General features: G+C 48.9%; 14 protein-coding genes. 8 read left to right on the plus strand and 6 right to left on the minus strand.

Translation table 11 applies throughout. The features are described from left to right. Nucleotides 1-133 precede the first annotated feature (133 nt). Nucleotides 134-874, minus strand: coding sequence for a Bax inhibitor-1/YccA family protein (locus NO352_RS21260; protein ID WP_005545256.1), 741 nt, complete (start codon nt 872-874; stop codon nt 134-136). Nucleotides 875-1,068: 194 nt separating this feature from the next. Further along, on the minus strand, nt 1,069-2,208 hold the full coding sequence (locus NO352_RS21265; protein ID WP_289356717.1) for a DNA cytosine methyltransferase: 1,140 nt from the start codon (nt 2,206-2,208) through the stop codon (nt 1,069-1,071). A gap of 236 nt (nt 2,209-2,444) precedes the next feature. Here NO352_RS21265 and NO352_RS21270 point away from each other — a divergent pair, with 236 nt between their 5' ends. Then, on the plus strand, nt 2,445-3,344 hold the full coding sequence (locus tag NO352_RS21270; protein WP_005545258.1) for an SDR family oxidoreductase: 900 nt from the start codon (nt 2,445-2,447) through the stop codon (nt 3,342-3,344). A 130-nt stretch (nt 3,345-3,474) separates the two neighbouring features. Here the strand turns inward: NO352_RS21270 and NO352_RS21275 are convergent, their stop codons facing one another. Further along, nucleotides 3,475-3,816, minus strand: coding sequence for a zinc ribbon domain-containing protein YjdM (locus tag NO352_RS21275; protein ID WP_289356718.1), 342 nt, complete (start codon nt 3,814-3,816; stop codon nt 3,475-3,477). Between the two features lie 351 nt (nt 3,817-4,167). Here NO352_RS21275 and NO352_RS21280 point away from each other — a divergent pair, with 351 nt between their 5' ends. The 3 genes from NO352_RS21280 to NO352_RS21290 all read left to right on the plus strand — a co-directional run bounded on the left by NO352_RS21280 (nt 4,168) and on the right by NO352_RS21290 (nt 7,729). Beyond that, entirely contained in the window at nt 4,168-5,247 is a 1,080-nt protein-coding gene (locus tag NO352_RS21280; protein ID WP_289356719.1) for a Gfo/Idh/MocA family protein, read from the plus strand. Beyond that, on the plus strand, nt 5,244-6,098 hold the full coding sequence (locus NO352_RS21285) for a Gfo/Idh/MocA family oxidoreductase (protein WP_289356720.1): 855 nt from the start codon (nt 5,244-5,246) through the stop codon (nt 6,096-6,098). The genes NO352_RS21280 and NO352_RS21285 overlap by 4 nt, the downstream gene beginning before the upstream one ends. 140 nt (nt 6,099-6,238) lie before the next feature. Then, complete coding sequence (locus NO352_RS21290) at nt 6,239-7,729, plus strand: hypothetical protein (protein WP_005545264.1); 1,491 nt, start codon at nt 6,239-6,241, stop codon at nt 7,727-7,729. 106 nt (nt 7,730-7,835) lie between these two features. Here NO352_RS21290 and NO352_RS21295 read toward each other — a convergent pair whose 3' ends face one another. From NO352_RS21295 to NO352_RS21300, 3 genes are all read right to left on the minus strand, one after another. Continuing rightward, the gene (locus NO352_RS21295; protein WP_206703677.1) at nt 7,836-8,045 is read right to left on the minus strand and encodes a helix-turn-helix domain-containing protein; all 210 of its coding nucleotides are present in this window, start codon (nt 8,043-8,045) and stop codon (nt 7,836-7,838) included. Nucleotides 8,046-8,087: 42 nt separating this feature from the next. Beyond that, nucleotides 8,088-8,270 carry a DUF2975 domain-containing protein gene (locus tag NO352_RS25215; RefSeq protein ID WP_353961276.1) on the minus strand — a complete coding sequence of 61 codons (183 nt, stop codon included), beginning with the start codon at nt 8,268-8,270 and terminating at the stop codon, nt 8,088-8,090. A 118-nt stretch (nt 8,271-8,388) separates the two neighbouring features. Further along, entirely contained in the window at nt 8,389-9,279 is an 891-nt protein-coding gene (locus tag NO352_RS21300) for a LysR family transcriptional regulator (protein WP_289356721.1), read from the minus strand. A gap of 127 nt (nt 9,280-9,406) precedes the next feature. Between NO352_RS21300 and NO352_RS21305 the strand changes: the two genes are divergently transcribed. The 4 genes from NO352_RS21305 to NO352_RS21320 all read left to right on the plus strand — a co-directional run bounded on the left by NO352_RS21305 (nt 9,407) and on the right by NO352_RS21320 (nt 13,763). Continuing rightward, nucleotides 9,407-10,147 carry an SDR family NAD(P)-dependent oxidoreductase gene (locus tag NO352_RS21305; RefSeq protein WP_289356722.1) on the plus strand — a complete coding sequence of 247 codons (741 nt, stop codon included), beginning with the start codon at nt 9,407-9,409 and terminating at the stop codon, nt 10,145-10,147. 179 nt (nt 10,148-10,326) lie between these two features. Then, the gene (locus tag NO352_RS21310) at nt 10,327-11,319 is read left to right on the plus strand and encodes a helix-turn-helix domain-containing protein (protein WP_289356723.1); all 993 of its coding nucleotides are present in this window, start codon (nt 10,327-10,329) and stop codon (nt 11,317-11,319) included. A gap of 168 nt (nt 11,320-11,487) precedes the next feature. After that, nucleotides 11,488-12,786: an ABC transporter substrate-binding protein gene (locus NO352_RS21315; protein ID WP_289356724.1), complete on the plus strand. Its 1,299-nt coding sequence runs from the start codon at nt 11,488-11,490 to the stop codon at nt 12,784-12,786. Nucleotides 12,787-12,806: 20 nt separating this feature from the next. Then, nucleotides 12,807-13,763, plus strand: a complete 957-nt coding sequence (locus NO352_RS21320) for a carbohydrate ABC transporter permease (protein WP_289356725.1) — start codon at nt 12,807-12,809, stop codon at nt 13,761-13,763.

A 13,763-nucleotide genomic window follows, 5' to 3' on the forward strand; every position in this document is an offset into this window, starting at 1 on the left:
ACCTTTCTTGCTACCTTAGAGGTTGTAATGGACTGATTAACGGTATACTGATTACCGATAATGATGCCTGACTAAAATAAAACAAGCCCTCCTCAGAAGAGGGCGGGCTTGAAATGATGCCATCATTTGATTCTTAATCTCGGTTAGCGATTTTGGCAAGCAAACGGATAATCTCAATGTACAGCCATACAAGTGTGACGAGTAAGCCGAATGCGCCATACCACTCCATATATTTCGGAGCGCCATGCTCTGCGCCTTCTTCAATTAAGTTGAAGTCAAGAATGAAATTCAATGCTGCAATGATAATGATGACGACCGAAATTCCAATACCTATCGGCGTGCTGTCATGCAAATACGGCACGGTAATGCCGAAAAATCCTAAAACAAAGCTAAACAAGTAAACAAGGGCAACCCCTGCAGTCGCTGTAATGATGCCCCGGCGGAATCCCGATGTCGCCTTGATCAGACCCAGTCTGTACACCAGCAGCATGCCCATAAATATGCACATCGTCAGCAGAACTGCCTGAATAGTAATTCCTTCTGTCTTTGCCTCGAACATTGCCGAAATCGCGCCTAGGAAAAGCCCCTTCGCAATCGCGTAAATAGGTGTCAAGAATGGAGCCGTTGTCGGAACAAAGCTGATAATGAGCGCTAAAATCGCACCTCCAATTACTCCGCCTATCATATAAGGATTCATATTGTATCCATTCGTGAACATTGTCCATGATACGACTGCCGCTCCTACGAGCAGCGCCAGCGCCATGAACGATTTATTGACGGTACCGCCAATCGTCATTCTTTCTTGACCTTCATAATGACCCTGATTTGCAAATGTTTCTTCGTTAAGCGTTGGATTTCCACTGCGACCGATCAATGAATAGCCCCCTCCAATTATTGGTTTTGTACATTGTATCATATGCATGTCATTCAGCCTATATTGACAACTGGTTTATTTATGTAAACAGCTTAACGTCCTAACTACGAAAGGTGATTCTCCCCATTTTTCCATACGTATGGCTGTACAAAAAAAGGGCAGGGATGATCCCTGCACCTTGTATCTGAACCACACTACTTGCTGGCCACTGCTTCCATCGTATTCGTTTCCTGTGTTTTTGTAATTCGCTCAAGCAGTTCCATAATCGCATTGCCCAGCACTTTTGCCAGACGGACAGGCACCGCATTGCCAATCTGTGTATACTTCTGAGACAAGGTTCCTGCTACTTGGTATTCACTCGGGAACTGCTGCAGGGCAATATATTCTTCAATGCTTATCGGACGATCCTCATACGGGTGACCGAGGTTCGTGCTCTTCTGAATGGGGGAGGTCAGCAGCGTTGGGGCTGGCCGATCGACCCATAGGCGCCGATAAAAGCCTACCTTTCCTCCGCCTGACTCATAGGCTCCCCCCATCGCCAGTTCGACGAATTGCTCAGGCAAGCTCCGCCAGTTCCCTCCACCCTGCGGAATCATGCGCATATAATACAATCTTTCCGGTGAATACCGAGGATAATGATGCTCCTCCACTTCCATGTCGCGCAACACATCTCCAAGCGTTACCCATCTTGGCAGTCCATCTCGGCCTTCAGCATCATGTGTCTTGGCAGGAAACGCGAACGAAGCATTCAAGTCCTTGCGCACGCCAACGAAGAATACCCGCTCCCTAGACTGAGGAACGCCATAATCAGCCGCTTTCAGCAGCTCATAGGTCACATGATATTCATGAAAATATTGGAGCAAATGTGCAAGCGCGCTGCCTGGCATCTCTTCCGGCTCAAGCGGGGAATGCTCCTCTCTCCGCTGACGCAGCGGTCTATGCTTTAAGGAAGCAGACAGCAGTCCGCGCACATTTTCCAATAGGAATACCTTGGGACGGGCTTCCTCCACCAGTTGCGCGAACTTCAGCATTGCATGGCCGCGGGGATCCTCGAATGCCTGCCTTTTGCCTGCTGTGCTGAATGATTGACAAGGACTGCCGCCGAACATGAGATCAATGTCCTGCCCCTCATCCAAACCCGCCTCTCGATAGATGCGCTCCCGAGAATAGTCCGAGATATCGCCTTCAACCACATTCATATCCGGATAGTTCGCCCGAAGCGTCTCGCAAAATATAGGTTCTATTTCAAGTGATAATCGAATATCGAAGCCTGCCTGATGGATGCCTGTATCGAGTCCACCAGCACCTGCAAAGAAGGAAATTGCCGTTGCCATAATTGCCACCTCAACCTGTTGTTCTACATAGCATTATAGCATTTCCTTTCCTGACAGGCCCATGAAGGCCCCCTTTTGGGCATATCCATTATTTGAAAGTTTCCGTTTTTTCCGTGTTCTTGCTCTAATCAACACCAAATTCCCCTTCCAGCCCTTCACCTTGCCGAAAGGTCACCAATCTGGGAGTAGGCGAATATCCTGCCTGTAAGCTTACAAAGTCACAGGAGGATCTTGTCATGATTCCCATGATTCCTTATTACAGCTATGAAACGCAATGCCGCCAATTGCCACTTCCCTTCCCACCCCAGCATCAGAATGTGCAGCCAGGACTTGAATATTTGATGTGCCCGCAGCCGATATCCGATAATCCAGGCTATAAGGGCAGCGGCAAGTTGGCGGGCAAGATAGCGATTATTACTGGTGGTGACAGCGGCATCGGACGTGCCGTTGCCATCGGCTTCGCCAAGGAAGGGGCAAATGTTGCGATCGCCTATCTATACGAGCGTTCAGATGCGGAAGCAACCCGTCAAATGGTGGAAAGCTATGGAGCGCGATGCCTGCTGCTCGAAGTCGATCTCCGTCAACCAGCATACTGCAAGGAGGTCATTCGCAGAACAATTGAACACTACGGTCGGCTCGATGTGCTCGTGCTGAACCAGGGCGTTCAGTTCCCTCAGGAGAGTTTGCTCTGCATTTCGGACGAACAGCTAGAAAATACGTTCCGCACGAACATATTCCCGATGTTCTATTTAACCAGGGCCGCCCTGCCTTACCTACAGCCGGGAAGCTCCATCATCTCTACCGCTTCCGTAACCGCATATGCCGGCGCCCCGCTGCTTGTTGACTACTCCTCCACGAAAGGAGCCGTCGTATCCTTTACACGTTCATTGTCATTACAGCTTGTCGATAAAGGCATACGCGTCAACGCTGTCGCTCCAGGACCGATATGGACGCCGCTTACCGTATCCAGCTACTCAGCCGATTACGTCTCGACCTTTGGACGCGACACCCCGATGAAACGCGCAGGCCAGCCATTCGAACTGGCGCCGACTTATATTTATTTGGCTTCCGATGACTCCTCTTATGTCACAGGTCAGGTTCTCCATGTCAATGGCGGTGTCATGACGGAAAGCTAACACAGCCAGAACAACGGTTCCAGCATGAACATACCATTCGCTATGCAAGACTGGACTGGGCCTCTAACCCGAAGCTGCAATAAAACCCACCTTCGACACACGGTCTAGGTGGGTTTTAACTTGGGCTAGCTTATATTTTTTTGACGAATTCAGACTTCAGCTTCATCGCGCCAAAGCCATCAATTTTACAATCAATATCATGGTCGCCATCCACAAGGCGGATATTCTTCACTTTAGTTCCGATTTTAATAACGGACGAGCTGCCCTTTACCTTCAAATCCTTAATGACGGATACGGAATCGCCATCGTTCAATATGTTGCCGTTCGCATCCTTTACGACTTTCTGATCCTCGCTGCTGCCCGCTCCTTCATTTGCAGACCATTCATGCCCGCATTCCGGGCACACCAACATATTGCGATCCTCATACGTATATTCCGACTGGCAGGCAGGACATTTAGGCAAATTAGACATTTTCCATATCTCCATTTCTTCTATTTTTTATGCAGGTAAGCTCTAAGTATATGGGATAACCTCCATAGATTCCACTATATATGGGATTTGTTCGTAATTTGTAAAATATGCGAATTGTTTGGGTTGAGGCATGAGCTTGCATGGCTATCCTTTGTTCATCCCCTACCCAAAATGCCTGCCGCCCCCTTCCATCCGCACTCAAAAATCGAACAATAATCCCAATTTTATATACGAAAGTCAAATTAATTAAAGCGCATACATGCTACCATGAGGGTACTTGTTACCGAAGCACCATACTGAATTGGAAACTGGCTCTGTCCTATACAGACCCTAATCATTGGAGGGATTGAAATGAGTAAAACGATTGTCGCCGTTATCGGCTGCGGAACGATTGCAAATAGTGCCCACATCCCATCTTACATGGCGAATCCAGAAGTCGAAATTAAGTACTTCTGCGATATTCGCAAGGAGCGTGCAGAGCAGGCTGTTGAGAAATACGAATGCGGAGAAGCCATTGAGGACTATCATCTCATTTTGAATGATCCTGAAGTCGCAGCCGTGTCCATCTGTACCCCGAACGATTGCCACGCCTCCATCGCGATCGATTGCATGCGTGCAGGCAAGCACGTGCTCTGTGAGAAACCGGCTGCCAGAACGTACACAGAAGCACTGGAGATGCAGAAGGTTCAGCATGAGACAGGCGTGACGCTGAATATTGGGGTCGTCAACCGCTTCAACACAGGAGTAAATATTATAAAGAAAATGATCGCTGACGGCGATTTGGGCGATTTGTACCACGTCTATGTCAGCTTCCGTTCACAGCGCTCAATCCCGGGCTTGGGCGGGGACTTCACCAATAAGTCTGTCGCAGGCGGCGGTGCGCTTATTGACTGGGGCGTACATTTTCTTGATATCGTCATGTACTGCACAGGCGATCCGGAGCCGCAGACGGTAACTGGGCAAACGTATTGCAAGCTGGGCAAGGATATGGAGAACTACTCCTATCTCAATATGTGGGCAGGGCCACCTAACTATAACGGAAAGTATGATGTCGATGACTTCGTAACCGCAATGATCAGAACCACTGGCCCATCCATTACCGTCAATGGCGCATGGGCGCAAAATATCGGCGTGGACGAGATGTACATCGACTTCCTCGGCGACAAGGCCGGCATCCGTTTGCAGTACGGTGCAGACTTCACGATTTACAGCGCAAAGCACGGCGCCTTACTGGAGAGCACACCGAAGTTCACTAAGACAGATATGTTCCAGAACGAAATTGACAGCTTTATTTCCTGTATCAAGTCTGGTGAGAAGCTGTCATCCCACATCGATACCGTCATCGTGACGGCAAAAATGCTGCAAGCAATTTATGATTCGTCCGAACAAGGCAAGGAAATCTCATTCGCCAAGGAAGGAACATTCGCATGAAGAAAATCGGATTTATCGATTTTTATTTAGATGAATGGCACGCCAACAACTATCCAGCGTGGATTCGCAATGCATCCGGCGGAAACATGGAAGTGGCATATGCCTATGGCGTGAAGGATTCTGAGCATGGACTGAGCAACAGTGCATGGGCCGACAAGCATGGCGTGCAACTGCTCGATTCCATAGAAGAAGTCGTTGAGAAAAGCGACTGCTTGATTGTGCTCTCCCCTGATAACCCAGAGCAGCATGAAGCGCTGGCTCAGTTGCCGCTGGCTTCGGGCAAGCCGACTTACATTGACAAGACATTCACTCCTGACCAAGCAGCAGCGCAGCGTCTATTCAAACGGGCGGCTCAGCATGGAACACCACTGTATTCCTCATCCGCACTGCGTTATGCAACGGAATATGCCGATGCCGAGCGTGAAGGCATTGAGGTTATTTCCAGCTTGGGGCCAGGCGCGTTCGAGAACTATTCCATTCACCAGATCGAACCGATCGTATCGCTTATGGGTGCGGATGCGAAGCGAGTAATGTCGATCGGAACTGAAACAGCTCCTGCCCTGCTTATCGAGTTTGGGGGCGGCAGACAAGCGACGATTCGCCACCTTGGCGACGAATGCCCATTTACGCTGGCAGTGAAGTACCGCTCCGGAAGCTGCCGCATTTTGAAACCGGAATCGGATTTTTTCCAGCTGTTTATGCGCGATTTAGTAGCTTTTTTCGAATCAGGCCATGCAACGGTACCGTCTGAGCACACTATCGCCATTATTTCTATTATTGAAAATGGTATGAAAGCGATGCAGCGGCCGTATGAATGGATTGAGCTGCCGTGCGCTGCCGTTCATTCGTAATCAGCAGATGGGAAGAGCGAACCATTTGCATTTCTAAGGCCGATTCGGTATAACAATTCCTAACTGAACCCATTCTTTATGGGAACTCGATCACAATGAAACAGAGGCAGCAAGAAGCGGCACATATAGGAGGTATTGCTATGTTTTCATTTCGTACATTTCGCTTATTCGGTTCGCCCGGATCTCGTGAGGTTCACATATCTCCTCCCTTCTTGCTGTCTTCCGCGGAATCTAGCACAACCAAGCATCATAAGCATTTGTGCAAAAACAACGCCAATAAACACCACGCTTCCGCGCTTGCGGGTCCCACCATACAGGTCGATCCGACATTCCGTTATTATCAGGATCGCTCAACGGCCAGCATCGCTGATGAAATGGTTCAGAATGGCTATGTGGGCGTCCATTATTTCGTCGTAAACGAAAATAACGTTAACCGCGAGCTGATTGAGGCTTTCCAGCAAAGGGGCTTGTACGTATGGGCACTCGTACTCGGCAATGGCTCCTACTCCGTAGAAGGCTTCCCTCCGGAATGGCCGAGCTGGCAAATGGAGCTGCTGAAGCCAGTGAACGATGGTTATTACCGCTTCTCGCCGCATAACAAGGATTATGTCCAGTGGAAAAAGCAAAAGCTTGCTCAATTGGTACGCGACTATCCATTTGACGGGATCGAGGTAGCAGAGCCGTATTTCCCTGAATGGGACGGAATCCGAAGAGGCGTGTACGGGGATGTCGGCCCGCTGGCGCAAGCGGCGTTCAAGGAACAGTACGGACACCCGCGTATTCCGAACTTCACCGACCCGCGCGATCCCGATTATTATTTGACCAATACAGCATTATATCGAGATTGGGTTGAATTTCGGGTCAATGCGGTGAACAGCTTCTTGAATGAGTTGATGAACGGAAAAGGCGGGGTTCGAGAAGCCAGATGCGATATTCTCGTGGCAACCTGGTCCTTAGCGATAGACGCAGGCCCTGACTCTGTTGCCAAGCTGCGCGAGCTGCAAGGTCTCGATGCCGCCGCGATGATTACAGCCGTCCATCCTGATCTGCATTTCCTGCAGACGCATTGGCCGGATTGGATGAAGCCCCAGAGCAAGCTGCCGCCGCAGTATATTCGCAGCTATCAAAATTTTGTGGATCAGATTCGAGCCGTCCACCCGGACATCCCGCTAGGAGTTCAGGCCGATATTGGCTCCACGCTCTCAATGGTGAAGGATCGGAACTGGTATCTTGAATTTGGCGAAGTAGCCCAGGATATGGGGTTCTCTACTTGGACCGCTTACGAATATCACCTCGGCAAATATATGTACGATGAAGCCCCTGTCCCTACTGCGGTCAGCAGACCCGAGCGCGACAAGGCCGTCGTATCCTTTCAAAAGCGGATTGATGAGGCTTCTGCGAAGCGTCCGGGCAGTGTGAGCATCGTGACGGGCAAGGGAGAGCTTCCTCTTCCCCCGGAAACCATTACCGTGGACGGAAATAGGCTGATTATTCACTCTGACAGGCTGCCACTGACAGAATTCTGTCTGCGGCTTCAGCATATCGCCGACACGCCTGCCTATTGGCTGTATAACAAGGATAACCCCGCCAATGTTATGAAGGGCGTTACAATTATAACAGTGCCTGAATAGAAAAAAAGCAATCAACCGGCTCCCGCGTTCTTATTGGGATAGTTGATTGCTTTTCGCATTTTTCTTGATACAATCTCTTGGGTTACAGACGAATCGCGATATTTTCTTATGTGAGAGAACGATCTGCGTGATCCCCTTCCTCTTCTACATACTCTAAAATATCGCCGGGCTGGCATTCTAAGATGCTGCATAAGGCATCCAATGTCGAGAAGCGAATCGCTTTCGCCTTGTTCGTTTTTAATATCGAAAGATTGGCCATCGTAATATCTAATCTTCTGGAGAGCTCGGTAGAGCTCATCTTTCGCTTGGCCATCATTACATCCAGATTAACTCGAATTGCCACAATGATAACCCCACTTTATATCGTTTGATCGTTTTCTTCTTTGATTCTTGTCGCCTCCTCAAATAGCTGAGCCAAGGTCAGGCTCAAAAAACCAATAGCGAGTGCAAGGAATGACACAACCACCATCGGAACGATGGTCAGTGCATCCAAAAACATGTCGTACACATACAACAAAAATATAGAACACCCATTGAACAAAAGAATTTCCTCATTGTAGAGATTGAATTATCGTTTGTCAATAAATATTAGCTTTAAAACAATAACACAAGCACGTTCGTTAACATTAAGAAGGCCCGTAATTGAAACTTGCATCGTGTCAGTGTCCGTTCAAATGAAGCGACCTCTTTAAAAAATGATATAACTTCGCGGCGGCCAAACTCATTCGATGCGGCTGCACTCTGCAAAGCATGCCGGTCAGCATATCGACCGAGGCTCCTTCCATTGTGCGCACCACTGTGCCTAATGGCGCAGAATCTATCATGATCTCCGGCACGAAGGCAATGCCTAGCCCGCTTTGCACATAATGCTTCAGTGCACCCATGCTCCCAATCTCCATCGTGTCTATGCCGATCTGCCCCATGTCCTGCAGGATAAAATCGAGCTTCTTCCGATAGGGACAAGCATCTGCGGTTATCAATAGGCGATTTCCCTCCAAGTCTGCTGGCTGAATGATGTCATGCGATGCTAGCGGATGATGTTCTGGCAGCAGCATGGCAAATGTTTCAAGAAAGAGTGGCTCAAAATGCAGATCGGTGCCTACCTCAGGCGACGAGCATATCGCAAAATCGAGATCGCTGTGAAGCAATTGCTCTACCAATGCAGGGGTGCTGGCGATCTCAACAGCGATACGAATTTGTGGATGGTCGCCCATGAATTCCGCTAATCTGTAGGGCAAGCGACTGCTTGCTGTAGGTTCTGTTACGCCGATTCGAACAGATCCGGCTTCTCCGTTACTCATATCCGCGATATTGCTTTGCAGTTGCTCTATACGGTGTACGATTTCCAGACTTTGCTCGTAGAACAGCCTGCCTGCTTCTGTCAGATGAATCGCCTTCCCGCGATCAAAAAGCTGTGCGCCGATTTCCTTCTCCAGCTTCTGTATTTGCATCGTGATCGTCGATTGTGCATAGTTCATTTCCTCTGCCGCTCGGATAAAGCTGCCTGATTTTACGATACATTGGAATGTTTTTAAGGTTTTGATGTCCACCAGGAATCCCTACTCATCAATTCATTTTAATTGAACAATATCTTTATTACATTCAATTATACAAATACATACGAGCTCAGTACAATGAATATGAACAGATAAAGAAAGGGAACGGGAGGGCGTAAGCATGGACTTGAAGCATAAGGTAGCATTGGTGACAGGCGGGGGTACTGGAATTGGCAGGGCGACCGCGATCGAATTATCAAAGCGGGGGGCATTCGTAGCGATCAACTATTCCCGATCCGCAGCCGATGCGGAAGAAACGGTACGGAGCATTCAAGCCAACGGCGGTCGCGCCATGGCTGTTCAAGCAGATATTTCACGGGATCACGAAGTTAAGATGATGGTGAACCAGATCGTGCATGCCTTCGGCACGATTGACGTGCTTGTAAACAATGCGGGCATTACGAAGCATATACCGATAGAGGATCTGGATGCCGCAACGGATGCGGTATGGGATGAGCTTTTTAACGTTAATGTAAAAGGGATGTTCTATTGTGCTCGGGCCGTTGCTCCTTACATGAAGCAGACGCAGAATGGCGCAATCGTCAACGTTGGCAGTATTGCCGGACAGACAGGGCTCGGTTCCTCGCTCCCCTACGCGGTATCCAAGTCGGCTGTCCATGGACTGACCAAATCGCTGGCACGCGCACTAGCGCCTGCCATTCGAGTCAATTGTGTCGCGCCCGGTGCAGTAGCGACCAGATGGTGGCGCGGACAGGAGGAGCGAATGCAGCAGCTCGCCCCGAATCTATTGCTGCAGCACCTCTCAACATCGGAGGATATCGCACAATTCATTTGCTCCGTCCTAGAACAGGAAGCCATGACGGGACAAATCATCACGGTAGACAGTGGGCAAACCCTATAGCCCGAAAATCGGGGCCTAAGTTCTGACGATCAAGCGAATATACTACAGTAAGGTAACCAATCCTCCTGCACCTCTTCTGCGGGAGGATATTTGTCTATCATGTCTAACTTGCGGTTATCCTCCGTCAATATCGTATAGTGTGAGTGAGTTAGGCTTTCTCATTTACAAGATGAACAGGAGTGATCACATTGGATATCCAGTGGAAAACAGCCGAAATTGGCAAATGGGCTCGTTCAGGCATCATTTATTTCACCTCCAAGATGGAGATGCTCGAGGATGTTCCCTGCAAAATGTACAAGCTGCTCAGACAGCACAGCTTAACCCACCATTGTCACGACTATTTTCAAATTTGGTATGTGGCAAAGGGGAATTTCCAACATACTGTCAGCAATCGACGATTCGATATTGGAAAGGGTGATATATTTGTAATTTCCCCATTCACCGTGCACCGGATTGAAATACCTCCCGATCAAGACATTGAAGTCTATGGCTGCGAGTTTATGCCTTCTTTTATTAACGAACGCTTTGAAGAAAAACCGGTGGCTCCTCTCTTTTTTGACGTTGCCTACCTGGAATATTTCCTTCGCCGGGATGACAGCATGCAATCGAAGATTACGCTCGGACACGTTGCGGAGATTCGCGTACTCAACGTACTCAAGGAAATGCTCGCTGAATATCAACGGCGTTCTCCTTTTTTTCAATTGGTGTTGAAATCCCATTTACTTCTTCTCCTCTCCATTCTCGTAAGAGAAATTAACAAAGACGTTGTGCAAGCAGGATTTGAGAAGGAGGAGAAATACAGATCGATTATGACAGGGGTTATTGATTATATCCATTCCGCCTATCACGAGGATTTGCATTTGAATACTCTGTGTTCCTTGTCGAATTTGTCGCGGTCTACCTTTTGCAGTGTATTCAAGACGTGGACGGGCAAGACGTTCAATCGTTACCTGGCAGACCTTCGCATGTTCCATGCTCTTACCATGCTGAAGCAGCCCGAATTGTCCGTTACGGATGTCTGCTATGCGATCGGATTCAACGAACTGTCCTACTTCTGCCGCATGTTCAAGAAATACACCGGCATTTCCCCTACCTCCTACCGCAAGCAAGCGATCCAGCAAGAGCCATGCACGCATACGATAATCCCACTTTTACACACAAATTTGAAATAAAATAAAGCGCATACATGCTACCATGGGGATACTTCACACGAATAAGGAGGGAATTGACGACTACTTTGAATACACGGTATTGCTTATCACAAGTAGACTGCCTTCGAATCTAAAACTGTATAATCGGTGTCGATAATACCCATTTCTGAGTGTTGAGGGGGAATAAGCATGAAAAGAAAGCCAATGAAGTGGTGCCTTGCACTGATTGTTGCGTTCTCCTTGCTTGCTGGCTGCTCCGGGGGAAGCACATCCGGTGAAGGAGGATCGACTGGCAATTCGGACTCCAAAGATAAGGTAGAGCTCAGCTTCTGGTATGGGTGGACCGGGCCGGAGGCCGCTGCACTGGAAAAGCTGATTGCCAAGTGGAATGCCTCCAACTCTGATATTCAGGTAAAAGGGCTGTCTCAAAGCGACTATCAGAAGCAGCTCACTGCAATTACAGGCGGCAATCCTCCCGATATCGCCTCTCAATTTGGGCAAAATGTCGTGCCTTGGGGGCTTCGTGGCGCGATGATGCCGCTTGACGATTATATTTCCAAGGACAGTGTCGATCTGAAAGACTTTGTTCCTGCCGCGCTCAGCATCTCGCAACATGAGGGCAAAACCTATGCCTTTCCCATTGCCATGCACGTCACGATGCTGTTCTATAATAAGGATATCTTAAAGGAAGCCGGCTTTAATGGCCCGCCAGAGACGATTAGTCAGCTCAAGGCGTATATTAAGGCACTCAGTATCGTGGAGAATGGAGGACGGCTGCAGCGGCTTGGACTATGGCCGGGAATGGACACGTACACCTTCGCCAATGCGTACAACGGTTCGTTCTATGATGAAGCTGCAAAGCAGGTTACACCCGACAACCCTGGTGTCAAATCAGCTCTCGAACTGTCCAAGGGCATTTGGGATCAATACGGCTCAGCTAATCTGGATCGCTTCTCTTCCGGTCTCGGACAATATATGTCCGCCCAAAATCCATTCTTCTCCGGCAAGTACGCGATGACGATCGACGGCGAATGGCTGCCGACCTTCATTAAGCAGTTCGCTCCGAATTTGAACTACGGTATTGCTCCCATTCCATATGATGAAAAGCATTCTGAGCGGAAGAACCCCGGCAATGTCACGACGAGCGTGTTCTATATTCCGAAGGGTGTAAAGCACCCAGACGCTTCATGGAAGTTCCTGAAATGGATGACGGAGCCGCAGCAGATGGCCGAGTTCACCGCTGCGATTGGGAACCTGCCAACGAGACTGTCCGCGCTGAAGGATCCGGTCTATCATGACGTACCTGGATTCAAAGAGTTCCTAGACTACTCTACAAGCAAAAACCTGCATTCCTTCCCCGCTACTTCCTTCGCCAATGAGTACATTGCCGAGTTCGCAGTACAGGTTGACGCAATTTTAAGGGGAACTGTCAGTATGGAGGAAGGTTTGAAGAAGGTGAAAGACAAGATTCAGCCACTCGTCAAATAGAAGCCGTTGGGAGGGTACTTATGATGAACATCTCCCCAGTCGTTGTCCCGCAACAAAAGAAAACAGGCTGGACGAAGAAAGAGCGGCATGTCTTCTTTCTCGGTCTGGCATTTGCGTCGCCTTGGATTATTGGTTTTCTAGCCTTTACTGTCTATCCATTCTTCGGCTCCTTGTACTTCAGTCTGACCGAGTATGATCTGTTCCGTTCCCCGCAGTGGGTTGGCCTGCGCAACTATGAGCACATTTTCGCAGACGAGAGCTTTTATCGTTCACTTGGCAATACACTGTTCATGACCTTTATATCCGTACCCATCACGCTCATTGTATCCCTAATGATCGCGCTGCTTCTGAACACGAAGGTGAAGGGAATTAATTATTACCGGACGATCTTTTACTTGCCGTCTGTCATTCCGATCGTTGCCAGCGCCCTCTTGTGGACGTGGATGCTGAACCCTGATTTCGGCTTAATGAACACGATTCTGCGCTCCCTAGGCCTTCCCGACCCCGCTTGGCTGCTGGATCCGCAATATACGAAGCCTTCTTTAATTTTAATGAGCTTATGGGGAACCGGGGCAGGGGCCCTCATCTTCCTCGCTGCCCTTCAGGGCGTTCCAAAGCAGTATTACGAAGCGGCTCAAGTCGATGGAGCCAACTGGTGGCATCGATTTTGGAACATTACGATTCCGGGACTCTCGCCGATCATCTTGTTCCAGCTCATTATGGGGTTGATAGGATCGTTTCAGATTTTTACAGAATCGTACATTCTGGCTGGGGGGAAGGTAGATGGGGGGAAATCGCTCGGCGGGCCAGATCAATCCTTGCTGTTCTATGCGGTCAATTTGTATCAGGAAGCATTCGTTTACTTGAAAATGGGCTACGCCTCTGCCCTTGCCTGGATTCTATTCATCATCGTACTGCTCATTACATTCGTACTCTTGAAGACCTCGGCACGATGGGTCTATTACGGAGGTGACTAA

Source organism: Paenibacillus sp. S-12 (assembly GCF_030363895.1).
In the GTDB taxonomy this organism is placed as follows: Bacteria; Bacillota; Bacilli; order Paenibacillales; family Paenibacillaceae; genus Paenibacillus_B; species Paenibacillus_B alvei.